General features: G+C 66.1%; 24 protein-coding genes. 17 read left to right on the forward strand and 7 right to left on the reverse strand.

Translation table 11 applies throughout. The annotated features are described in order from the left end of the window. Nucleotides 1–63: 63 nt before the first annotated feature. Together sciP and T8S45_RS11295 are read right to left on the reverse strand one after the other, a co-directional pair. The gene (sciP, locus tag T8S45_RS11290) at nucleotides 64–363 is read right to left on the reverse strand and encodes a CtrA inhibitor SciP (protein WP_188642822.1); all 300 of its coding nucleotides are present in this window, start codon (nucleotides 361–363) and stop codon (nucleotides 64–66) included. Beyond that, entirely contained in the window at nucleotides 364–747 is a 384-nt protein-coding gene (locus T8S45_RS11295; protein WP_322293806.1) for a hypothetical protein, read from the reverse strand. It abuts the gene before it with no gap. Nucleotides 748–812: 65 nt separating this feature from the next. Here T8S45_RS11295 and mnmA point away from each other — a divergent pair, with 65 nt between their 5' ends. Continuing rightward, entirely contained in the window at nucleotides 813–1,994 is a 1,182-nt protein-coding gene (mnmA, locus tag T8S45_RS11300) for a tRNA 2-thiouridine(34) synthase MnmA (RefSeq protein ID WP_188642824.1), read from the forward strand. Here mnmA and T8S45_RS11305 read toward each other — a convergent pair. Then, complete coding sequence (locus tag T8S45_RS11305) at nucleotides 1,991–2,344, reverse strand: hypothetical protein (RefSeq protein ID WP_229658186.1); 354 nt, start codon at nucleotides 2,342–2,344, stop codon at nucleotides 1,991–1,993. The two genes, mnmA and T8S45_RS11305, sit on opposite strands and share 4 nt — an antisense overlap. A gap of 30 nt (nucleotides 2,345–2,374) precedes the next feature. Here T8S45_RS11305 and T8S45_RS11310 point away from each other — a divergent pair, with 30 nt between their 5' ends. Continuing rightward, a complete protein-coding gene (locus T8S45_RS11310; RefSeq protein ID WP_322293807.1) occupies nucleotides 2,375–3,526 on the forward strand; it encodes a serine hydrolase domain-containing protein in 1,152 nt (383 codons plus the stop codon). Nucleotides 3,527–3,537: 11 nt separating this feature from the next. Here the strand turns inward: T8S45_RS11310 and T8S45_RS11315 are convergent, their stop codons facing one another. Genes T8S45_RS11315 through pdxH form a run of 3 tightly spaced genes read right to left on the reverse strand, consistent with a single transcriptional unit; the run spans nucleotide 3,538 to nucleotide 5,949 of the window. Continuing rightward, nucleotides 3,538–4,335, reverse strand: coding sequence for a PhzF family protein (locus T8S45_RS11315; protein WP_322293808.1), 798 nt, complete (start codon nucleotides 4,333–4,335; stop codon nucleotides 3,538–3,540). Beyond that, nucleotides 4,332–5,324 (reverse strand): cation diffusion facilitator family transporter, encoded by a 993-nt coding sequence (locus T8S45_RS11320; RefSeq protein ID WP_322293809.1) that lies wholly within the window; start codon nucleotides 5,322–5,324, stop codon nucleotides 4,332–4,334. Before T8S45_RS11320 ends, T8S45_RS11315 begins: the two co-directional genes overlap by 4 nt. Before the next feature lie 10 nt (nucleotides 5,325–5,334). Continuing rightward, nucleotides 5,335–5,949, reverse strand: a complete 615-nt coding sequence (gene pdxH / locus T8S45_RS11325; protein WP_322293810.1) for a pyridoxamine 5'-phosphate oxidase — start codon at nucleotides 5,947–5,949, stop codon at nucleotides 5,335–5,337. 176 nt (nucleotides 5,950–6,125) lie between these two features. Here pdxH and T8S45_RS11330 point away from each other — a divergent pair, with 176 nt between their 5' ends. From T8S45_RS11330 to rfbD, 7 genes are all read left to right on the forward strand, one after another. Beyond that, entirely contained in the window at nucleotides 6,126–7,094 is a 969-nt protein-coding gene (locus T8S45_RS11330; RefSeq protein WP_322293811.1) for a DnaJ C-terminal domain-containing protein, read from the forward strand. Further along, entirely contained in the window at nucleotides 7,094–8,152 is a 1,059-nt protein-coding gene (locus T8S45_RS11335; protein WP_188642829.1) for a YihY/virulence factor BrkB family protein, read from the forward strand. The genes T8S45_RS11330 and T8S45_RS11335 overlap by 1 nt, the downstream gene beginning before the upstream one ends. Then, complete coding sequence (fabI, locus tag T8S45_RS11340; protein ID WP_322293812.1) at nucleotides 8,149–8,952, forward strand: enoyl-ACP reductase FabI; 804 nt, start codon at nucleotides 8,149–8,151, stop codon at nucleotides 8,950–8,952. Before T8S45_RS11335 ends, fabI begins: the two co-directional genes overlap by 4 nt. A gap of 84 nt (nucleotides 8,953–9,036) precedes the next feature. Further along, entirely contained in the window at nucleotides 9,037–9,918 is an 882-nt protein-coding gene (gene rfbA / locus T8S45_RS11345) for a glucose-1-phosphate thymidylyltransferase RfbA (protein WP_322293813.1), read from the forward strand. After that, nucleotides 9,915–10,481 carry a dTDP-4-dehydrorhamnose 3,5-epimerase gene (gene rfbC / locus T8S45_RS11350; protein WP_322293814.1) on the forward strand — a complete coding sequence of 189 codons (567 nt, stop codon included), beginning with the start codon at nucleotides 9,915–9,917 and terminating at the stop codon, nucleotides 10,479–10,481. The genes rfbA and rfbC overlap by 4 nt, the downstream gene beginning before the upstream one ends. A 5-nt stretch (nucleotides 10,482–10,486) precedes the next feature. After that, a complete protein-coding gene (gene rfbB, locus T8S45_RS11355) occupies nucleotides 10,487–11,545 on the forward strand; it encodes a dTDP-glucose 4,6-dehydratase (protein WP_322293815.1) in 1,059 nt (352 codons plus the stop codon). Then, nucleotides 11,542–12,414, forward strand: a complete 873-nt coding sequence (gene rfbD / locus T8S45_RS11360) for a dTDP-4-dehydrorhamnose reductase (RefSeq protein ID WP_322293816.1) — start codon at nucleotides 11,542–11,544, stop codon at nucleotides 12,412–12,414. The genes rfbB and rfbD overlap by 4 nt, the downstream gene beginning before the upstream one ends. A 4-nt stretch (nucleotides 12,415–12,418) precedes the next feature. Here the strand turns inward: rfbD and T8S45_RS11365 are convergent, their stop codons facing one another. Next, nucleotides 12,419–13,669 (reverse strand): sugar transferase, encoded by a 1,251-nt coding sequence (locus tag T8S45_RS11365; protein WP_322293817.1) that lies wholly within the window; start codon nucleotides 13,667–13,669, stop codon nucleotides 12,419–12,421. Nucleotides 13,670–13,934: 265 nt separating this feature from the next. Here T8S45_RS11365 and pseB point away from each other — a divergent pair, with 265 nt between their 5' ends. The 8 genes from pseB to T8S45_RS11405 all read left to right on the forward strand — a co-directional run bounded on the left by pseB (nucleotide 13,935) and on the right by T8S45_RS11405 (nucleotide 22,222). Further along, nucleotides 13,935–14,945 carry a UDP-N-acetylglucosamine 4,6-dehydratase (inverting) gene (pseB, locus tag T8S45_RS11370; RefSeq protein WP_188642836.1) on the forward strand — a complete coding sequence of 337 codons (1,011 nt, stop codon included), beginning with the start codon at nucleotides 13,935–13,937 and terminating at the stop codon, nucleotides 14,943–14,945. A 12-nt stretch (nucleotides 14,946–14,957) separates the two neighbouring features. After that, nucleotides 14,958–16,115, forward strand: a complete 1,158-nt coding sequence (gene pseC, locus T8S45_RS11375) for a UDP-4-amino-4,6-dideoxy-N-acetyl-beta-L-altrosamine transaminase (RefSeq protein ID WP_322293818.1) — start codon at nucleotides 14,958–14,960, stop codon at nucleotides 16,113–16,115. Further along, entirely contained in the window at nucleotides 16,112–16,804 is a 693-nt protein-coding gene (gene pseF, locus T8S45_RS11380) for a pseudaminic acid cytidylyltransferase (RefSeq protein WP_322293819.1), read from the forward strand. The genes pseC and pseF overlap by 4 nt, the downstream gene beginning before the upstream one ends. A 5-nt stretch (nucleotides 16,805–16,809) precedes the next feature. Next, on the forward strand, nucleotides 16,810–18,306 hold the full coding sequence (pseG, locus tag T8S45_RS11385; protein WP_322293820.1) for a UDP-2,4-diacetamido-2,4,6-trideoxy-beta-L-altropyranose hydrolase: 1,497 nt from the start codon (nucleotides 16,810–16,812) through the stop codon (nucleotides 18,304–18,306). A gap of 62 nt (nucleotides 18,307–18,368) precedes the next feature. After that, on the forward strand, nucleotides 18,369–19,412 hold the full coding sequence (gene pseI, locus T8S45_RS11390) for a pseudaminic acid synthase (protein WP_322293821.1): 1,044 nt from the start codon (nucleotides 18,369–18,371) through the stop codon (nucleotides 19,410–19,412). Nucleotides 19,413–19,419: 7 nt separating this feature from the next. After that, nucleotides 19,420–20,397, forward strand: a complete 978-nt coding sequence (locus T8S45_RS11395) for a Gfo/Idh/MocA family protein (RefSeq protein WP_322293822.1) — start codon at nucleotides 19,420–19,422, stop codon at nucleotides 20,395–20,397. A gap of 17 nt (nucleotides 20,398–20,414) precedes the next feature. After that, nucleotides 20,415–21,695 (forward strand): DegT/DnrJ/EryC1/StrS family aminotransferase, encoded by a 1,281-nt coding sequence (locus tag T8S45_RS11400; RefSeq protein WP_322293823.1) that lies wholly within the window; start codon nucleotides 20,415–20,417, stop codon nucleotides 21,693–21,695. After that, complete coding sequence (locus tag T8S45_RS11405; protein WP_322293824.1) at nucleotides 21,692–22,222, forward strand: GNAT family N-acetyltransferase; 531 nt, start codon at nucleotides 21,692–21,694, stop codon at nucleotides 22,220–22,222. Before T8S45_RS11400 ends, T8S45_RS11405 begins: the two co-directional genes overlap by 4 nt.

Below are 22,222 nucleotides of genomic sequence, written 5' to 3' on the forward strand. Positions count from 1 at the left end.
GCAAAACGAAACGCGCGCAACCCGCTGGGGATGCGCGCGTACGTGACCATCAGGTGGAAAGGGTCAGTATTTGTGCTGGCGTTCGTAAAGATCGCGATAGTGCTGGATGCGTGTCACGCGCAGTCCCTGCATGCCCGAGCGATCGACCGCTCGCTGCCACGAGGCGAATTCCTCCAGCGTCAGGCCATACCGTTCGCAGACTTCGTCGATGGTCAGCAGCCCGCCATTGACGGCGGCCACGACCTCGGCCTTGCGGCGCACGACCCAGCGGCGCGTGTTCGGCTTGGGCAGGTCCTCGAGCGTGAGAGGTTCACCCAATGGCCCGATCACCGATTCCGGACGGATTTTCTGGTTCTCGATCATCTAGTTCCTCGCGTCACCGGGCAATTCGGTCCCGGTCTCCACGCATCCTTCTGCCGTGTCGCTCTTGCCATTGCCTGAAACGCCTTGGTTAACGGCGCTTTCATCTTCCTTAACGTCCTCGCCCAAGGCTCCGATATTGCGCGCCGACCCGGGCGAGAAGCTGCCTCGGTTGCCCGGTTCGCCGGCGTCGTTGAGCGTGATTCGCGCAGCCTGTGCCGCGTCAAGGCGGGCTAGCAGTTCGCGCCAGTCGGGACCGTCCGAATCGGCAGAATCGCGCGACTCGGTGCGAATTTGCGGCCAGTCCTTGGGCGAAAAGCTCATGTCCATGACCGGGCGTGATACCCAAACATGACAAATGAAAGGTAAAGCATGATTACGGGACACGCCCGATGCACGCTCCAGCGCCGCACCGATTGCCGTTTTCGCCCATAATGCCTATGTGCACCCGCATGCCCGCACCAACGATCCTCTCCAGCGCCGATCCGGCTGCGCTGTTCCAGCTCGACGGCGATCCCGCCGCGAAAAAGATCGTCGTCGCCATGTCCGGCGGGGTCGACAGCTCGGTGGTCGCTGCGCTCGCCGCGCGCACCGGTGCGGAAGTCATCGGAATCACGCTCCAGCTCTACGACCATGGCGAAGCGGTCGGCCGTGCCAAGAGCTGCTGCGCGGGCGACGATATCCGCGATGCGCGGATGGTCGCCGACCGGCTCGGCATCGCGCATTACGTGTTCGATCACGCCTCGGCCTTCAAGGACGAAGTGATCGACCAGTTCGCCGACGATTACATGCAGGGCCGCACCCCGATTCCCTGCATCCGCTGCAATATGGGCCCCAAGTTCAAGGACCTGCTGGGGATGGCGAAGGAATTGGGCGCCGATTGCCTCGCCACCGGACATTACGTCCGCCGCGAGATGGGCCCGGCCGGGGCCGAGATGCTCCGCGCCGTCGATCCCGCGCGCGACCAGTCCTATTTCCTTTACGCGACGACCGAAGGCCAGCTCGACTACCTGCGTTTCCCGCTCGGCGGCCTGCCCAAGCAGGAAGTCCGCGCGCTGGCCGAGCAGGCCGGGCTGGTGGTGGCCAACAAGCCCGACAGCCAGGACATCTGCTTCGTGCCCGATGGCGATTACGCCAAGGTCGTGCGCAAGGTCCGCCCCGATGCCGAGGATACCGGCCCGATCGTCCATGCCGAGACCGGCGAGGAGCTCGGCACCCATCGCGGCGTGATCCACTATACGGTCGGCCAGCGGCGCGGGCTCGATATCGGCGGCCAGGCCGAACCGCTCTACGTCATCCGCATCGATGCCGAAAAACGCGCGGTCGTTGTCGGTCCCAAGCGCCTGCTGGGCGTGGCCTCGGCGCGGATCGTCGATACCAACCGCATCGGCCCGGTCCCGGACGCCCCGCTGACCGCAAAGGTCCGCTCTCTCGCCAGGCCGGTTCCGGTCACGCTCGACGGGCCGCTCGGCGACGGTGCCGCCGTGACCATGCATTTCGAGGAGCCCGAATACGGGGTCGCGCCCGGGCAGGCTGCGGTGATCTATGCCGGCGATCGGGTGATCGGCGGTGGCTGGATCGCCGCGACCGAGCCGGTCGAGGCCGGATCAGGGGCTGAAGCCGAAGCCGCCTAGTCCTCCCACTTCTCGAGCACGCAGCCATAGCCCTTGCGGTAGGTCGCGGTCTGGCTCGAGATCAGCGGGAAACTCGCGGTGACGCTCTTGGCACCGGGATCCTCGCTCAGGCGGATCAATTCCATCCCGGGCTCGAAATCCTTGCGACAGTCGCCCAGCGAGCGGTTGCCGATATAGCGGCACGAACAGGCGACGCGGGCACCATATGAGGTGCCGGTCTCGGCGAAGCGTGTCAGCGTGGTGCCGTAGACCGCCCAGGCCGTACCGAGCGCGAGCACCAGGAACAGCGCCAGCCACAGAAGCATGCGCGGCCACAGGCGACGGGTCTGGATCGTGTTTGCGGTTGCCATGCGGCGAGGCTTTGCGCATCACGCGCCGCGATGTCCAGCCGCTTGATTTCCACTCGCCCCACCCTGTCGATAGCTGCCCTTGCGCTCGCGCCCGTTCTCCTCCTCGCCGGGTGTTCTGGCGATGGCGAATACGATCCCGAAACCGCGCCACTGAGCGAGGAAGCGCAGGCCGCGATCGCACCACAGGTGTCGGTCTCGCGCGATGCGCTGGCACGCCGGGTCGAAGCACTGTTCGCCGAGGATGTGGCGGAGACGCGCGCGGTGATCGTGGTGCACGAGGGCGAGATCGCCGCCGAACGTTACGCTCCCGGCTACGATGCCGAGACCCGCTTCGTCAGCTGGTCGATGGCCAAGACCGTCACCGGCGTCCTAATCGGTCTGCTGGTGACCGACGGGCTGCTGAGCCTCGACGAGAGCGCGCCGGTGCCGGCCTGGACCCGCCCCGGCGACCCGCGCGGCGAGATCACGCTGCGCCAGCTGCTGCAGATGCGCTCGGGCCTGACCCATACCGAGGCGGGCGATCCGGTCTACGAATCGGACGAGGTCCGCATGCTCTTCACCGACGGGCGCGACGACATGGCGGCGCATGCCGAAGCGCAGAGCCTCGAGGCGAACCCGGGCGAGAAGTTCGAGTATTCGTCCAACACCACCGTCATCCTCGCCGATATCGCGGCGCGCACGCTGGCGACCGCCGACACACCCGAGGCCCGCCGCCGCGCGGTTGACGATTACCTCCGCAGCCGGCTGTTCGAGCCGCTCGGGATGGATTCGATCGTCCCCGAATACGATGCGGCCGGCACGCTGATCGGTGGCAGCCTGATGCATGCGACCGCGCGCGACTGGGCAAAGTTCGGCGAGTTCCTCCGCCAGGGCGGGCAGGTCGAAGGGGTCCAGGTCGTTCCGCGCCGCTGGATCGAGTTCATGACCACGCCGAGCCCGCGTTCGCCCGATTACGGCGCGCAGACCTGGCTCAACCGCCCCTCGGGCACCGATCGCCAGTCGCTGTTTCCCAACGACGCCCCGCAGAGCGCCTTCGCGATGATCGGGCATCTCGGCCAGTACGTGTTCGTCTCGCCGAGCCAGGAACTGACCATCGTGCGTCTCGGCAAGACGCAAGACGGCGAATTGCGCAATGGCGTGGTGCGGCGCATCGCGCGGCTCGCCCAGTTGTTCCAGGACTAGAGCCAAGTACCCTAGGGGTAGAAGGTTCCCTCGACCACGGTGACGCAGGGGCCGCCGAGCCACACGCGGTCCCCGTCCATCCGGCAAGTGACCCGCCCGCCGCGCCGCGAGGCCTGGAAGGCGGTGAACCGGTCGCGCCCGAGTCGTTCGGCCCAGAACGGCGCCATCGCCGCATGCGCCGAACCGGTCACGCTATCCTCGGGCACGCCCCAGGCGGGGACGAACACCCGGCTGACGATATCGGTATCCGACCCGGGCGCGGTGCAGATCGCCATCCGGTCGATCGCCTCGAGCGCACGCATGTCGGGCGAAAGCGCCCGCACCGCGCCTTCGTCTTCCAGCAGCACGATAGTGGTGTCCTCGGTGCCCTCGACCGTGTCGAACACCGGGGCATCGCCCGTGCCGAGCGCAGCCGAGAGTTCGGGCATGGCGCGCTGCTCGACCCGGCTGGTCGGCAGCGCGAGCTCGTAGGCATCGCCCGCGCGGCGCACTTCGAGCACGCCCGCAGCGCGCGTGGCGAAGGTCACGCGATCGGTCCCGTCGCGTTCGAGCAGCACGGCGCCACTGGCGAGCGTGGCATGGCCACACAGCTTGACTTCGTTCGTGGGCGTGAACCAGCGCAATTCGTAATCCGCCGCGCCGCTGGGATCGGGCACGGTGAAGGCGGTTTCGGCGAAGTTGTTCTCAGCCCCGATCGCCTGCAGCACCTCGTCGGGCAGCCAAGCGTCGAGCGGCATCACCGCCGCCTGGTTGCCGCCGAAAGGTGCATCGGCGAACGCATCGACATGGGTGTAGGCAATGGCGGTCATGGATCGCTCCGTGGGATATCGTCCAGCTGCTCGAACTCGTCGCTCTCGACCATCGGATTGTCGGGCTCGTCGACATGGCCTTCGGGATCGATGTGGATCAGCAGGTCCATGTTGGGGAAGTGCGAGCACAAGTCGGCCTCGACCCGCTCGATGATGTCGTGCGCCTCCTCGACCGTCATCTCGCGCGGCATATCGACGTGGAACTGGACGAAATCGTGCGTCCCGCTCGACCTTGTGCGAAGATCGTGAAGGTTGGAAAGCTCCGGATGGCGCGCCGCGAGCTCGACGAAGCGGCGGCGCTTGTCGTCAGGCCATTCGCGGTCGAGCAACTGGTCGATCGCGGTCGAGGCGGCGCGATAGGCGCCCATCGCCAGCCAGATCGCGATCCCGATCCCGAACAGCGGGTCGGCACCGCTCAGTCCGACATAGGCTTCGAGCACCAGTGCGAGGATCACCGCCGCATTGAGCAGGAGGTCCGACTGGTAATGGACGTGATCGGCATGGATCGCGATCGAGCGCGTGCGGCGGATCACGAAGCGCTGCCACGCCAGCAGCGCAAAGGTCACCGCGATCGCGATCAGCGAGACGACGATGCCTTCGCCCGGTGCGCTCACCTCGGTGTCGCCCGAGACGAGCCGGATCGTCGAGCGCAACGCGATCGCGCTGGCCGACAATGCAATCAGCACGACCTGGAACATCGCCGCGAGCGCCTCGGCCTTGCCGTGGCCCCAGCGATGCTCCTCGTCCGCCGGTTGCGCGGCGTACCAGACGCCGAACAGCGTCGCGAGGCTGGCGACGAGATCCAGCGCAGTATCGGCAAGGCTGCCGAGCATCGCCGAACTGTCGGTCCGCCACGCCGCCCAGACCTTGAGCCCGATCAGGAACAGCGCGGTCGCGATCGAGGCGAAGGCCGCGCCGCGGGTCAGCCTCGCGCGCTGCGCCGCACTGTCGGCGCGCTGTTCCTGATCGTGTCCTTGCGTTTCAGCCATCCCCGGTCCCTTACGGATAGAGCAAAGTCGAGGTCCAGCCGTCGCCAGTCCGGTCGGGCCGGCGGCTGAACAAGCGGCGATCATGCAGCCGGTTGGGCCGGTCCGACCAGAACTCGATGAAGTCAGGCCTCAGGCGAAACCCGGTCCAGTGTGCCGGGCGCGGGACCTCCGATCCCTGGAAGCGCGCTTCCACCTCGGCGAAGCGGTCGAGGAAGGTCGCGCGCGCATCGAGCGGGGCGGATTGCTGCGAGGCATGCGCGCCCAATTGCGAATCGCGCGGGCGCGAGGCGAAATAGGCGTCGGCCTCGGCATCGCTCACCTGCGCCAGCACGCCCTCAATCCGGACCTGGCGGCGCAGCGATTTCCAGTAGAACAGCAGCGCAGCCTGCGGATTCTGCCCGATCTCCATGCCCTTCCGGCTCAGCGCATTGGTATAGAAGGTGAAACCCTCGGCCCCCCAGTCCTTGAGCAGCACCGTGCGCACGGACGGCGCGCCGCCCGGGGTGGCGGTGGCGAGCGCCATCGCATTGGGATTGTCGGGTTCGCCGGCCTCGGCCTCGGCGAACCAGTCGCCGAACAGCGCGATAGGATCGTCGGCCGGGATCGAGCTGGCGCGATCGTTCATCGGAGACATGGACCGGGTGTTACACTGTCCAAGGCGGAAAGCGCGCCGCGCCTCTCCGGCCTCGGGAGCGATGCGGCATCGGAAGCGTTTCGACTGGACATGCGCGACCGTCTAAACCCCTTGCAGCCGGTAGGAAAGCTTGCAGACACCAAGTGTGTCACCTAGCTAAGCCGCTTATGGCAGATCCCTATGCAATCCTTGGCGTGCCGCGCACGGCGGACGAGAAAGCGATCAAGAGCGCCTATCGCAAGCTGGCGAAGGAGCTGCATCCCGATCGCAACAAGGACAATCCTTCCGCGGCGGAGAAGTTCTCCGAGGCGACCAAGGCATACGACCTGCTGTCCGACAAGGACAAGCGCGGGCAGTTCGATCGCGGCGAAATCGATCTCGAGGGCAATCCCAAATCGCCCTTCGGCGGAGGATTCGGCGGCGGCGGGTTTCGCGGAGGCGCCCGCGGCCCGGGTGGACAGGGCGGTTTCCGGCCCGAGGATTTCGGCGGAATGGGCGGCGGTGACGATGTCGATTTGAGCGACCTGTTCGAAGGGCTGTTCGGGCGGCGCGGCGGCCCCGATCCCCGCGCCAGCGGCGGCTTCGGCGGCGGGCGGCGTCCGCCTCCGCCCAAGCGCAAGGGCGCCGACATCCGCTATCGCCTCAAGGTTCCCTTCATCGACGCCGCGACCCTCGCGCCGCAGCGCATCACCCTGGCCGACGGCAAGACGATCGACCTCAAGCTTCCCGCCGGGGTCGAGACCGGCACCACCATGCGGTTGAAAGGCAAGGGCGAACAGGGTCCGGGCGGCACGGGCGATGGAATCGTCGAGATTTCAGTCGAGAACCATGCCAATTACCGCCGCGACGGCGACAATATCCGGCTCGACGTCCCGATCGGCGTCGACGAGGCGGTGCGCGGCGGCAAGGTGAAGGTCCCGACCGTCGACGGCGCGGTGATGCTGACGATCAAGCCCGGCATGTCGGGCGGCACGACGATGCGGCTGAAAGGCCGGGGCTGGCCGAAGAAGTCCGGCGGGCGCGGCGACCAGCTGGTCACGCTTAAGATCCAGTTGCCCGACGATGTCGGACCGCTCGCCGAGAAGCTCGAAGGCTGGACCGACCCCACCGATCACCGCGCCGACCTCACCGGGTGATGTCGCAGGCGCGTCACGGGATCGTCGAGGACGAGGCGGAGCATATCCCGCCGCCCGAACAGCGTCACCCGCGCGACCTCTCCCCCGAAGCGCGGCGCCGCGAGGCCCTGCACACGCGCGTGCGGCGCCGGATCGGCCCCGGCACGCGGTTCTTCCAGGTCGTCAAGCGGGTGCTCGCGGGCGCCTATAATGATGGGCTGATACACGCCGGGAACCTCGCCTACCTCTCGCTCATCGCGATTTTTCCGTTCTTCGTTACCGCGACCGCGATCTTCAACGCGTTCGGGGAAGTCGAGGATCGCGCGGCGGCCGTCGCCACCATCCTCGTCACCCTGCCGCCGCAAGCGGCCAATGCGGTCGGCCCGGTCGCGCTCGACGTGATCGACGCACGCAGCGGCTGGTTGCTCTGGGCCGGAGCCCTGGTCGGCCTGTGGACGGTCGGCAGCCTGATCGAGACGATCCGCGACATCCTGCGCCGGGCCTACGGCACCGAGCCCACTGTCGCCTTCTGGCGCTATCGACTGTTCACCACCGGGATCATCGTCGCGGCGGTGCTGTTGATCCTGCTGTCGCTGTTCGTCCAGGTGATGATCGGGGCGCTGCAGCAATTCATCGGCGCCTACCTGCCCGGGCTGGAGGACCTGCTCGCCAACCTCGCCTGGTCGCGCTTCGTCCCGGCCTTCGTACTGTTCGGCGCGCTCTACATGCTGTTCTATGCGCTGACGCCGAGCGCCTACCGCTCGCGGGAATATCCCAAGTGGCCCGGCGCGTTGTTCGTGACCCTCTGGTGGATGCTCGTCACCTTCGCGCTGCCCGCGGTAATCCGCCAGTTCTTCAGCTACGATCTCACCTATGGCAGCCTCGCCGGGGTCATGATCGTGCTTTTCTTTTTCTGGCTGGTAGGATTAGGGGTCGTCATCGGTGCCGAACTGAACGCGGCACTGGCCGAAACCCCCGAGGAAAAAGGCGGGGAGCCCGGCATGGACGAGGACGGCGAACGCGCCGGTGAAGAGCGCGAGAGCGAACAAGACAAGAGCGAAGAAGGGGATCGGACATGAGCGGATTGATGAAGGGCAAGAAGGGCCTGATCATGGGGCTCGCCAACGACAAGTCGCTGGCCTGGGGCATTGCCAAGCAGCTCGCCGAGCACGGCGCTGATTTGGCATTCTCCTATCAGGGCGAGGCGCTGAAGAAGCGCGTCGGCCCGCTCGCCGACCAGCTCGGCAGCGATTTCCTGGTCGAATGCGACGTTTCGGACATGGATGCGCTCGACGCGACCTTCGCCGAGATCGAAGCGCGCTGGCGCAAGCTCGATTTCCTGGTCCACGCGATCGGCTTTTCGGACAAGACCGAGTTGCGCGGGAAATACGTCGACACCAGCCTCGACAATTTCCTCAGGACGATGAACATCTCGGCCTACAGCCTCGTCGCGGCGGCCAAGCGCGCCTACCCGCTGATGAAGGACGGCGGATCTATCCTGACGCTGTCCTACTATGGCGCCGAAAAGGTCGTCCCGCACTACAACGTGATGGGGGTCGCCAAGGCCGCGCTCGAAACCAGCGTCCAATACCTCGCCAACGACCTCGGTCCCGACGGCATCCGCGTCAACGCGATCAGCGCCGGGCCGATCAAGACGCTCGCGGCGAGCGGGATCGGAGACTTCCGCTACATCCTCAAATGGAACGAGTACAATTCGCCGCTGCGGCGCAACGTCACGATCGAGGATGTCGGTGGCGCGGGGCTCTATTTCCTCTCCGACCTGTCCTCGGGCGTGACCGGCGAGGTCCACCATGTCGACGCGGGTTATCACACGGTCGGCATGAAACAGGCCGACGCCCCTGATATTGCGCTCGATTGACGCGCCTTCGGCCTGAGGGGTGACACGCCCATCCCCCCACGGTAGGGGCGCGGCTCGGGGCACCCGCTCGACGGAGGAGTTTTCGTGAAAGGCATCATTCTCGCCGGCGGTAGCGGCACGCGGCTCTATCCGGCGACCATGTCGCTGTCGAAACAGCTCCTGCCGGTCTTCGACAAGCCGATGATCTATTACCCGCTGTCGGTGCTGATGCTGGCCGGAATCCGCGAGATCCTGGTCATCTCGACCCCGCGCGACCTGCCGATGTTCGAAGCGCTCTTGGGCGACGGCTCCGCCTTTGGGGTCGATTTCTCCTACGCCGTCCAGCCCGAGCCCAATGGCCTCGCCGAGGCCTTCATCATCGGCGCCGATTTCGTCGGTGGGCAGCCGAGCGCGCTGATCCTCGGCGACAACATCTATCACGGCGAAAAGATGGGCGAGAAATGCCGCACCGCCGCCGCCGAAGCAGCCGCCGGGGGCGCAAACGTCTTCGCCTACCACGTCGACGATCCCGAGCGCTACGGCGTGGCCGATTTCGACCCGCAGACGGGCAAGGCGACCAGTATCGAGGAAAAGCCCGCCAATCCGAAATCCAACTGGGCGGTCACGGGGCTCTATTTCTACGACAAGGACGTAGTCGACATCGCGCGCGAGGTGAAGCCGAGCGATCGCGGCGAACTCGAGATCACCGACGTCAACCGCGCCTATCTCGAGCGCGGCGACCTCCACATCACGCAATTGGGCCGCGGCTATGCCTGGCTCGACACCGGCACGCATGAGAGCCTCCACGAAGCGTCGAGCTTCGTGCGCACGATCGAGCATCGCACCGGCATCAAGATCGCCTGCCCCGAGGAGATCGCCTGGCGCCAGGACTGGCTCGGCGACGAGGCGCTGCTCGAGCGTGCGGCAGCGATGGGCAAGACAGGTTACGGCCAGTACCTGAAAAGGCTGGTGGAGCGCCGAGCGTGACTGAATTCATCCGCCATGCGATCCCCGACGTGGTCGAGGTGATCCCGCCCAAATTCGGTGACAATCGCGGCTTCTTTTCGGAAGTCTTCAAGCAATCCGCATTTGCGGAGGAAGGCATCAAGATCGACTGGGTGCAAGACAACCAGTCGCTCTCCGCCCCCGTCGGAACGGTGCGCGGGCTGCACTTCCAGGCGCCGCCGGTGGCGCAGGCCAAGCTGGTGCGCGTGCTGCGCGGCGCGGTCTACGATGTCGCCCTCGATATCCGCAAGGGTTCGTCCACCTACGGCAAGCATGTCGGCGTGACGCTGTCGGCCGAGCGCTGGAACCAGCTGCTCGTGCCGATCGGCTTCGCGCACTGCTTCATGACGCTCGAGCCCGATACCGAGGTGCTCTACAAGGTTTCGGACAGCTATTCGCCCGAACACGAGGGCGCGATCCGCTGGAACGACCCCGCGCTCGGCATCGACTGGCCCGCGATCGACGGCGAACCGACCCTGTCGGCTAAGGACGTGGACGCGCCGCTGTTCGCCGATTTCGACTCTCCGTTCACCTGGGAAGGCTGATCCACATGGACACGATCCTCGTCACCGGCGGCGCGGGCTTCATCGGCTCGGCGGTGGTGCGCCGGCTGGTGCGCGACGGCAAGCGCGTGATCAATCTCGACAAGCTGACCTATGCCGGCAATCCGGAAAGCCTCAAGACGATAGAGAACGCCACTAACCACCGGCTGGTCGAGGGCGATATCCTCGATGGCGAGCTGGTGCTTTCGCTGCTGCGCGAGGAGCGGGTCGACGGGATCATGCATCTCGCCGCCGAAAGCCATGTCGACCGCTCGATCGACGGTCCCGGCGCCTTCGTCGAGACCAATGTCGTCGGCACCTTCCGCCTGCTCGACGCCGCGCTCGAATACTGGCGCGGGCTCGACGGCGCGAAGAAGGAGGGTTTCCGCTTCCACCACATCTCGACCGACGAGGTGTTCGGCGATCTCGACTTCGACGACAGCCTGTTTTCCGAGGAAACGCCCTACGCGCCCTCCTCCCCCTATTCGGCCTCGAAGGCCGCGAGCGACCATTTCGTGCGCGCCTGGCACGAGACCTACGGCCTCCCGGTGGTGCTCTCGAACTGCTCGAACAATTACGGGCCGTACCACTTCCCCGAGAAGCTGATCCCGCTGGTGATCCTCAACGCGCTCGAGGGCAAGCAGCTGCCCGTCTACGGCACCGGCGAGAACGTGCGCGACTGGCTCTATGTCGACGACCACGCGAGTGCGCTGATCACCGTGCTGACCAAGGGCGCAGTGGGCGAAAGCTACAATATCGGCGGCAACCAGGAGCGCACGAACCTGCAGGTGGTCGAGGCGATCTGCGACGCGCTCGACCAGCGCCGCCCGCTCGAAGACGGCAAGTCCCGCCGCGACCTCATCACCTTCGTCACCGACCGCCCCGGCCACGACCGCCGCTATGCAATCGACGCGAGCAAGATCGCGCGCGAGCTTGGCTGGACGCCGCAGGAGACCTTCGAGACCGGCCTCGCCAAGACCATCGACTGGTATCTCGACAACGAGTGGTGGTGGGGCCCGATCCGCTCGGGCAAATATGGCGGCGAGCGGCTGGGCGGACGCAAATGAAAATTCTGGTGACCGGTCGCGAGGGGCAGGTCGCCCGTTCGCTCGCCGAGCGCAATAGCGCGCATGAACTCGTCTTCGCCGCCCGGCCCGATTTCGACCTCGCCGACCCTGTCGGGATCGCCCGCACGATCATGGACACGAAGCCGGACCTGATTGTCTCTGCCGCCGCTTACACCGCGGTCGACCAGGCGGAGGACGAGCCGGAACTGGCCCGACTGATCAATGGAACCGCACCAGGCCATATAGGCCGCGCTGCCGCAGATATCGGCGCGGCGGTGTTGCACCTGTCGACCGACTACGTGTTCGACGGCAGCGGCGAGCAGGCTTGGCGCGAGGATGACCCGACCGGCCCGATCGGCGTCTACGGCGCAACCAAGCTGGCGGGCGAGGAAGCGCTCGCCATGTCGGGCGCGACCTACGCCATCCTGCGCACAGCCTGGGTCTACAGCCCGTTCGGCAACAATTTCGTGAAGACCATGCTGCGCCTCGCAGGAAGCCGCGATGCGCTCAATGTCGTGCACGACCAGTTCGGCAATCCGACCAGCGCACTCGACATCGCCGACGCCCTGCTCGCGGTGGCCGGTTGCTGGAGCAAAGACCCCGATCGCGGCGCGAACGAGACCTATCACTTCGCCGGCACGGGCTCGACCAGCTGGGCCGATTTCGCGCGCGCGATCTTCGCCGAGAGCGCGCAACACGGCGGGCCGAGTTGCGCGGTGACGGGCATTCCCGCGAGCGAATATCCGACCAAGGCGGCGCGCCCGGCCAATTCGCGCCTCGACAGTGCGAAATTCGCCGAAACCTTTGGGCATTCCGCGCCGCGCTGGCAGGATTCGCTGAGCGAAACCGTCGTCCGCCTGCTCGACTAGAGCGCTATTTCGAACCGAAGCCGGTGGCGATGGTGTGGATCGTGCGCATCACGATCAACACGTCGAGCCAGAACGAGAAATACTTGATGTAGTAGAAATCGTACTGGAGCTTGACGTCGATGTCTTCCAGCGTCGCGACGTGGCCCTGGTTGACCTGGGCCCAGCCGGTCAGGCCCGGTTTCACGATATTGCGGTACGAATAGAAGGCGAGGTTGTCCTCGTACCATTCGGCCAGTTCGTTCGCCTCGGGGCGCGGACCGATCAGGCTCATCTCGCCCTTCAGCACGTTGAACAGCTGCGGCAGCTCGTCGAGCCGGAACTTGCGGATCACGCGGCCGATCTTCGTCACGCGCTTGTCGCCGTCCTGCGTGATAGCCTCCTCGCGCGCCCGTTCGCCATCGGCGGGCGGGCGATTGGTCATCGAGCGGAACTTGTACATCCGGAACGGCCGGCCGCCATGGCCCGCGCGTTTCTGCACGTAGAAGGGCGACTGCCGGTCCTCGAGCCAGATCAGGAGCGCGAGCACCACCATCACGGGCAGTGCGATCGCGATCGCGATCACGCTGCCGACGATATCGATCAAACGCTTGATCGGGGTGTAGGACTGGTTGGGGACGAGCGAGCCGAAGGAGTTCTCCGACAGGTGCTCGATCTTGACCTGCCCGGTGAGCGACTCGGTCAGCTGCTTGTAGTGGTAGACCGGCACCCCCGCGAGCGAAGCCTGCGCCAGCAGGCGCTCCCACTCGTCGGGCAGGTCGGCGCGAAAATCGGCCACGATGCTCGACCGCGTGGTGTCGGGAATGCGCGGCAGTTCCATTCGCTCGACCGGGAAATTGCCGATCTTCTCCATCCGCGTCGCCTTGCCGAAGGGGACGAGGTAGAAGGTCTGCTGGACCAGCGACGGTTCGAACCAGCGTAGCCGCATGGCGAAGACCGTGCCGACCACGGTCGAATAGGCCAGCAGCGCGCGGCTGTACTCGATCCGGAAGGAAAACAGGACCAGCGCGGCGATGCCGAATGAAATCAGCATGATCGGCACGCCGTGAACCGCACCGCGCGTGCCCGGCAGGTTGAGCACCCGCCCCACCAGGAATAGGCCGAGCAGGAGTGCCGCGGTCGCGGCGGCGCCGGTGTTGAGCAGGAGCGGATCGGTGAACGCGTCGACCGCCGGCATCTGGTCGAGCGCCACCAGCGGCACGAACACCACCAGCAGCCACGCGACGCTGTAGCGGATCAGCGCCCGAAACGGATGCATCGGCCGACCCATCTGGATCGCCTGCGCACTATTCTCCACTACATTCAAAGACTTTTCCGAAGTTGTCGCGGATGACGCCCGCCCAATAGCGCAGACTTCGGCGAATCGGCAAGGGAGGGACGGGCCCTTTTTGATTGCCGAACAAGACCGTTGCCACGGAGCACTGCCGGGTTGTAAGGACCGCGCGTTTTTCCCGGGGGGCTCGCGCGTTCAAGCGGTGCGGAGCCCTCTCCTACGCACAGCGACAGGCGGTTCTTTCTCTATCATGCTCAACAACAAATCCGTGCTCGTGACCGGTGGCACCGGCTCGTTCGGCAAGGCGTTCGTGCGCACCGTGCTCGAACGCTATCCCGACGTGAAGCGGCTGGTGATCTATTCGCGCGACGAACTGAAGCAGTTCGAGATGCAGCAGATGTTCCCGCGCTCGCAATACCCTGCGCTGCGCTATTTCATCGGCGACGTGCGCGACGAGGACCGGTTGCGGCGCGCGCTCGAAGGGATCGACGTCGTCATTCACGCCGCCGCGCTCAAGCAGGTGCCGGCGGCCGAATACAACCCGTTCGAATGCATCAAGACCAACGTGCTCGGCGCGCAGAACCTGATCGAAGCCTGCCTCGACAACAAGGTCGAGCGCGTGGTTGCGCTTTCGACCGACAAGGCCGCCGCCCCGATCAACCTCTACGGCGCGACCAAGCTGTGCAGCGACAAGCTGTTCGTCGCGGCCAACAACATCACCGGCAATCGCGACCTGCGTTTCTCGGTGGTCCGATACGGCAACGTGATGGGCTCGCGCGGTTCGGTCATTCCCTTCTTCATGGCGAAGAAGGACGAAGGCGTGCTGCCGATCACCGATCCGCGGATGACGCGCTTCAACATCTCGCTCCAGGACGGCGTCGAAATGGTGCTGTGGTCGATCGAGAACGCGCGCGGCGGTGAGGTGCTGGTGCCCAAGATCCCGTCCTACCGCATCGGCGACGTCGCCACCGCGGTCGCGCCCGAGGCCGAGCAGAAGGTCATCGGCATCCGCCCGGGCGAAAAGATCCACGAGGAAATGATCACCGCCTCGGACAGCTTCAACACCGTCGACATGGGCGATTACTACGCGATCCTGCCGGTCGCGGGCGAGTTTTCGATCGAGGATTACTGCAAGGACAACGGGGGCAAGCCGGTCGAACCGGGCTTCGCCTACAATAGCGGCAGCAATCCCGATTTCCTCACCGTCGAGGAAATCCGCGAGCTCATCGACAAGCACGTGATCGGCCAGACGGTCGACTGACGGGCGCGTTCGATGGCCTTCATTCCCTATAGCCGCCAGCAGATCGAGCAGGCCGATATCGACGCCGTCGTCGAGGTCCTCAAATCCGATTACCTGACGCAGGGACCCGCGATCGAGCGGTTCGAGAAGGCCTTTGCCGAGCGCCACCAGGTCGCGCATGCGGTGGCGCTGTCGAATGCCACCGCCGCGCTGCACGTGGCCTGCATGGCGCTGGGGGTCGGCCCGGGCAGCCGGGTCTGGACCAGCCCCAACAGCTTCGTCGCCAGCGCCAATTGCGCGCTCTATTGCGGGGCAACGATCGATTTCGTCGATATCGATCCGGACAGCCGCAACATGTCGGTCGAGCGGCTGCGGGAGAAGCTGGAAGGGGCGAAGGCCGAAGGCACGCTACCCGATGTCGTGATCCCGGTCGATTTCTCGGGCATGCCCTGCGACCTCGAGGATATCCGCGCGCTGGCGGACGAATACGGCTTCCGTATCCTGCAGGATGCGAGCCACGCGACCGGCGCCGAATACCAGGGCAAGCCGGTCGGCGGGCAATATGCCGATGCCAGCGTGTTCAGCTTCCACGCGGTCAAGATCGTGACCTCGGCCGAGGGCGGCATGGTCACCACGCAGGATGCCGAACTTGCCAAGAAGATCGCGCTGCTGCGTTCGCACGGCGTGACGCGCGATGCCGACCTGCTCGAGCACGCGCCGGAGGGCGGCTGGTATTACGAGCAGGTCGACCTCGGCTACAATTACCGCATCACCGATGTGCAGGCCGCGCTGGGCGCCTCGCAGCTCGAGCGGATCGACACGATGCAGGCCGAACGCGCCGGGCGCGCCGATCGCTACGACGAGATCCTCGCCGACCTGCCGCTCAAACTGCCCAAGCGTTTCAACGACCGCAGCTCCGCCTGGCACCTCTACGTCGTCGAATTGACCGACGACGCGAAATGCGACCGCGCGGCGCTGTTCGCCACGATGCGCGAGGCGGGGATCGGCGTGAACGTCCATTACATCCCGATCCACACCCAACCGCATTACGAGCGCCTGGGCTTCGCGCGCGGCGATTTTCCCGCTGCCGAAGCCTATTACGACCGCGCGATCACGATCCCGCTCTTCCCGGCGATGACCGATGAAGAGCAGGATCGCGTGGCGCAGGTGATCCGCGAGCACGTGGCATGAAGATCGCGGTGATCCCCGCGCGCGGTGGTTCGAAGCGGATCCCGCGCAAGAACATCAAGCCTTTCGCGGGCAAGCCGATGATCGGCTACGCGATCGAGGCGGCGCTCGCCTGCGAGGCGATCGACCGGGTGGTCGTCTCGACCGACGACGAGGAAATTTCGCAAATCGCGCAGGAATTCGGGGCCGAACTCCCGTTCCGCCGCCCCGCCGAGCTGGCCGACGACATCACCCCGACCGTGCCGGTCATCGCGCACGCTATCGAGGCCTGCCGCGAACAGGGCTGGGACGTGACGCATTGCTGCTGCATCTATCCCGGCGTGCCCTTCATCCGCACCGAGGATCTCGCGGCAGCGCTCGACCTGCTCGAACAGCATGGTGGCGAGGGATACACCTTCCCCGTCACTGGCTTCCCCTCGCCGATCCAGCGCGCGCTCAAGCGCAACGAGGACGGATCGGTCGCGCCGTTCAATCCCGAACATGTCGGCACCCGCACGCAGGATCTGGAGCCCGGCTATTTCGATGCCGGCCAGTTCTACTGGGGCGGCGTCGAAGCGTGGCTCGCGGGGCTCAACATCCACGCGCATGGCCGCGCGATCGTGCTGCCCGAATGGCGCGTGGTCGATATCGACACGCCCGACGACTGGGGCCGCGCGGAGATGCTCTACCGGGCGCTCTCGGGCGCGGAGTGAGCGCGGTGAAGATCGCCATCCGCGTCGACGCGTCGGCGAAGATCGGCACCGGCCATGTCCGCCGCAGCCTATCGCTGGCACAGGCACTGCGGGATCTGGGCGCGGAGATCCGCTTCGTCACCCGCGACCTCGGCGTGGGCAGCGCCGCGCTGATCGCCGGGCAAGGCTTCGCCGATACCGCCCAGCTGCCCTTTCCCAACGCGCCGTTCGAGCCCGACCCTGCGATCCCGCACAGCGCCTGGGCCGAAGTCCCGCTCGAGCAGGAGGTCGGCGAGACCGTCGACGCCCTGCACGATTACGCGCCCGACTGGGTCGTGCTCGATTCCTACGCCTTCGACGCGCGCTGGCACGAGGGCGTCGCCGAAGCCCTCGGCTGCAAGATCGCGCAGATCGACGACGTGCCCGACCGCAAGACCGCGCCGGACCTGTTGATCGATCACACCTACGCGCCCGATCACCGCACCAAATATGCAGACTGGCTGGTCGGTCGCACCAGGATCCTCGGCGGTCCGCGCTTCGGCCTGCTGGGCCCAGCCTTCGCCGAGGCCGAGCGGTACGACTTCAACGAAACCGTCCGCAGCGTCGGCATATTCATGGGCGGGATCGATGCGGGCCATCATGCGGCAGTGGTGCTCGACGCCCTCGACGAGGCCGGTTTCGACGGCCCGGTCGAAGTGGTCGCGACCTCCGCCAACCCCAACCTCGCGGCCTTGCGCGAACGCATCGCCGCGCGACCCGGCACCACGCTGTCGCTCGACCTGCCCGACCTCGCCGCTTTCTTCGCGCGGCACGACTTGCAGGTGGGCGCAGGTGGCGGGGCGACATGGGAGCGCTGCTGCATCGGCGTGCCCACGCTGCTGGTGGTGGTCGCGCCCAACCAGAACACCGTCGCGCCGGCGCTGGCAGAAAAGGGCGCGGTGGCTTTCGCCTCCGAGCCGACGCGCGCCTGCATCACCGCCGAGCTCGCCGCGCTACTGCCCGACAGTGCGCGGCGCCGCGCGCTGGCCGAAACGTCGCGCAAGCTGGTCGACGGGCTCGGCGCGACGCGGGTGGCGCTCGCCATGCTCGCGGGCTCGCTGTCTGTGCGCCCGGCCACTGCCGACGATGCGCGGATGACGTTCGACTGGCGCGACGATCCGGCGACCCGCGCAGTGTCGCTCGAAAGCGGCGCGCTCGAATGGCGCGGTCATGTCGACTGGCTCGATCGCGTGCTGGCCGATCCGGCGCGCAAGCTGTTCGTGGGCGAGATCGGCGGGCGCCCGGTCGGCGTGATCCGGTTCGATTTTTCGAGCGAGACCCGCGCCGAGGTCTCACTCTATCTCGATCCGGCGCTGCACGGGGTCGGGCTCGGTCCGGCGCTGCTGCTGGCGGGCGAAGCCGCTGCCGATCCGGCGATCGTCGATGCGACCGTGCTCGAGAGCAATCGTCCTTCGCAGGCCTTGTTCGCGCGCTGTGGTTACGAACAGGTCGCGCCCGATCGCTGGGTCAAGCGCCGGAGCTAGTCGCCTTGCACCTTGGCCATTGCGCTCGCTAAAGGACGGGCGAAACGAAAGGTTTGAGCATAATGCAGATTAACGGCCGCACCATTGGCCTGTCCGAGCGCCCCTACCTGATCGCGGAGATGAGCGGGAACCATAACCACTCGCTCGACCGCGCGCTGGAGATCGTGACCTCGGCCGCCGAACACGGCGCCGATGCGATCAAGCTGCAGACCTACACCGCCGACACGATCACACTCGATGTCGACGGCCCGGGCTTCACGATCGAGGACGAGAACTCGCTCTGGAACGGGCGGCGGCTGCACGAACTCTACGACGAGGCGCATACGCCGTGGGATTGGCACAAGCCGATCATGGATCACGCGAAGAGCCTCGGCATCGACTGCTTTTCCTCGCCCTTCGACGCGAGTGCGGTCGATTTTCTCGAGGAGCTCGACGTCCCGGCCTACAAGATCGCCAGCTTCGAATCGATCGATCTGCCGCTGATCCGCAAGGTCGCCGAAACGGGCAAGCCGATGATCATCTCGACCGGGATGGCGAGCGTGGTGGAAATCGGCGAAGCGCTGCGCGCGGCGCACGAGGCGGGGAACGAACAGGTCTGCATCCTCAAATGCACCAGCACCTATCCGGCGACGCCCGAGAACACGAACATTCGCACGATCCCCAACATGCGCGACACCTTCGGCTGCGAGGTCGGCCTGTCGGACCACACGATGGGCACCGGCGTCTCGGTTGCGGCGACCGCGTTGGGCGCGGTGCTGATCGAGAAGCACTTCACGCTGGCGCGCGCCGATGGCGGGGTCGACAGCGCCTTCAGCCTCGAACCGCACGAACTGCAGCAATTGCGCGACGAGACCGAGCGCGCATGGCAGTCGCTGGGGCAGGTCACCTATGGCGGGACCAAGGCCGAAAGCGGATCGCGCCAGTTCCGCCGCTCGCTCTACGTCGCCGAGGACATGGTTGAGGGTGAGCAATTCACCGAGACGAACCTGCGCTCGGTCCGCCCCGGCTACGGCCTCGCGCCCAAGCATTACGACGTGCTGCTGGGCAAGCGGGTCAACCGCGCGCTCACAAAGGGCACGCCGGTGAGCTGGGACCTGATCGCCTGATCGTGCGATGGCGTATCGCGTCCTCATCATCGGCTGCGGAGCCATCGCCGGGGGCTACGACAAGGATCGTTCGCCCGACGACTGGCCGCTGAGCCATGCCGGCGCGATCACACGGGACGATCGCTTCGAACTTGCCGCCTGCGTCGATCCGGAAGAGGCCGCACGCGAGGCATTCGCGGAGCGGTGGAACGTGCCGCAGGGTGCCCCGACGATCGAGGGGATCGATGCGCAGGCGGGAGCTTTCGACGTCATCTCGATCTGCTCGCCGACCGCGTTCCATGCGAAGCATCTCGAGGCTGCGCTCGCGCTGCGACCGAAGCTGATCTTCTGCGAGAAGCCCATCGCTGACGAGTTCGAGACCGCGCGCAAGCTGGTCGAGCGGTGCGATCAGGCAGGCGTAGCGCTGGCGGTGAATTACACGCGCCGCTGGGCGCCCGATCTGGTCGCGCTCGCCGAAGAGGTGCGCGCCGGACAATGGGGCCGCGTGCTGTCGGCGACCGGCTGGTACACCAAGGGCGTGGTGCACAATGGCGGCCATATGGTCGACCTGCTCGGCATGTTCGTAGGCGAAATGAAGCTGATTTCGGTGGGGCAGCCGGTGTTCGATCATTGGGATGCCGATCCCACCGTCGGGGCGCTGCTGGACGCGGGCGATGGCATCGGCATCCACCTCGTCGCCGGCAACGCGCGCGCGTTCACCCAGTTCGAGCTCGTGCTGACCTGCGAGCAGGGCGAGATCGCGATGCGCGATGGCGGCTTCCGGACCGAGACCCGCCGCGTCGAGGACAACGATACCTTCGCCGGATACCGCACGCTGGGCGAGCGCGAGAGCTTGCCGGGGCGCTACGAAGAGGCGATGGCGCTCGCCGTCGCGAATATCGCCGACCATCTCGACCATGCAAAGCCGCTGGCCAGCACGGGGCACAATGCGCTAGCGGCGCAGGCGCTGTGCGAAGCAATTCGACAGAGCGCCAGTCACCCATAGAAGGACCGCATCGACCCATGACCGATACCCTCGCCATCAACGGCGGCAGCCCCGCGATCGACCGCGAGCTCGATGCGTTCAAGTCGATGGGCAGGGACGAGGAAGAGGCCGCCGTGAGCGTCGTGCGGTCGGGCGTGCTCTCGGCCTATATCGGTGCGCCGGGGCCGGGCTTCATGGGCGGTGAGAACGTGAAGGCCTTCGAGAAGAAGGCCGCAGAATATTTCGGGGTCAAGCACGCGCTCGGGGTCAACAGCTGGACCAGCGGGCTGATCGCCGAAGTGGGCGCGATCGGGGTCGAGCCGGGCGACGAGATCATCACCACGCCGTGGACGATGTCGGCCACCGCGATGGCGATCCTGCACTGGAACGCGATCCCCGTCTTCGCCGATATCGATCGCGAGACCTTCAACATCGATCCCGAAAGCGTCCGGTCGCTGATCACGCCGCGGACCAAGGCAATCATTGCGGTCGACATCTTCGGCATGACCGCCGACGTCGCCGAACTGCGCAAGATCGCCGACGAGCACGGGCTGAAACTGCTCGGCGATACCGCGCAGGCGCCCGGTGCAAAGCGTGAAGGCGATTTCACCGGCACCGGCTACGATATCGGCGGCTTCAGCCTCAACTATCACAAGCACATCCATTGCGGCGAAGGCGGCATCCTCGTGACCGACGACGATGAAATGGCCGAGAGGCTGGCGCTGATTCGCAACCATGCCGAGAGCGTGATCAAACCCGAAAACCGCGACCAGCTCGCCAACATGATCGGTTACAATTTCCGCATGGGTGAGATCGAGGCCGCGATCGCTTCGGTCCAGCTCGACAAGCTGGAGGAACGCGTCGCCGACCGACAGCGGGTGGCCGACGAGCTGAATGCGGGGCTTGGCGACCTGAAGGGGCTATCGACTCCGAAGGTCAAGGATGGCGCGACGCACGTCTACTACGTTTACGGCATGGTGCTCGACACCGAGGCGCTGGGGGTTCAGCGCAAGGCGATCTTCGATGCGCTCAAGGCCGAGGGCGTGCCCGGCCTCATGCCCGGCTACCAGACGATCCACCGGCTCCCGATTTTCACCGAGCAATGCGCCTACGGCACAGGCAGCTTCCCCTGGAGCCTGCGCGAGGACGAGGGGCGTAACTTCGCCTATGGCACCGGCACCTGCCCGGTCGCCGAAGAGCTGCACGATGCGAGCTTCCTCGGCATCAATCTGTGCATGTTCCAGTTCCCGAGCGAGGATGTTGCCGCCGTCGTTGGCGCGTTCCGCAAGGTGTGGGACAATCTCGACGCGCTGAAATGACCGCGCGCTTCCGGGAATTGCGCGGGCAAAAGGTGGTCCTCCGTCCCTTCGGGGCCGACGACGTCAGCGAGGCCTATATCGGCTGGCTCAACGACCCCGAAGTGACGCGCTTTTCCAACCAGCGCTTCCGCACGCACGACCGCGCGAGCTGCGAGGCCTATCTCGCGAGTTTCGCGGGTTCGGACAATCTGTTCGTCAGCGTGCGCGACGCGGCGGACGGTGCCGCGGTTGGAACAATGACCGCCTATCGCAATGCGCATCACGGCACCTGCGACGTCGGCATCATGATCGGACAACGCGACTATTGGGGCGGCGGCTACGGACAGGAAGCCTGGGACCTGCTGACCGGCTGGCTGTTGAGCGAAGGTGGCGTGCGCAAGCTTACCGCAGGCTGCCTCGCCCCCAATAAGGGCATGGTGCGGCTGATGGAGCGCTCGGGCATGCACCTCGAAGCCAACCGCAAACGCCATGAGATCGTCAACGGCGCGCCGGAGGACATCGTGCTCTACGCCCGCTTCGCCGACTGA

The sequence above is a fragment of the Pseudoblastomonas marina genome (assembly GCF_034374265.1).
Taxonomy (GTDB): Bacteria; Pseudomonadota; Alphaproteobacteria; order Sphingomonadales; family Sphingomonadaceae; genus Alteriqipengyuania_A; species Alteriqipengyuania_A marina.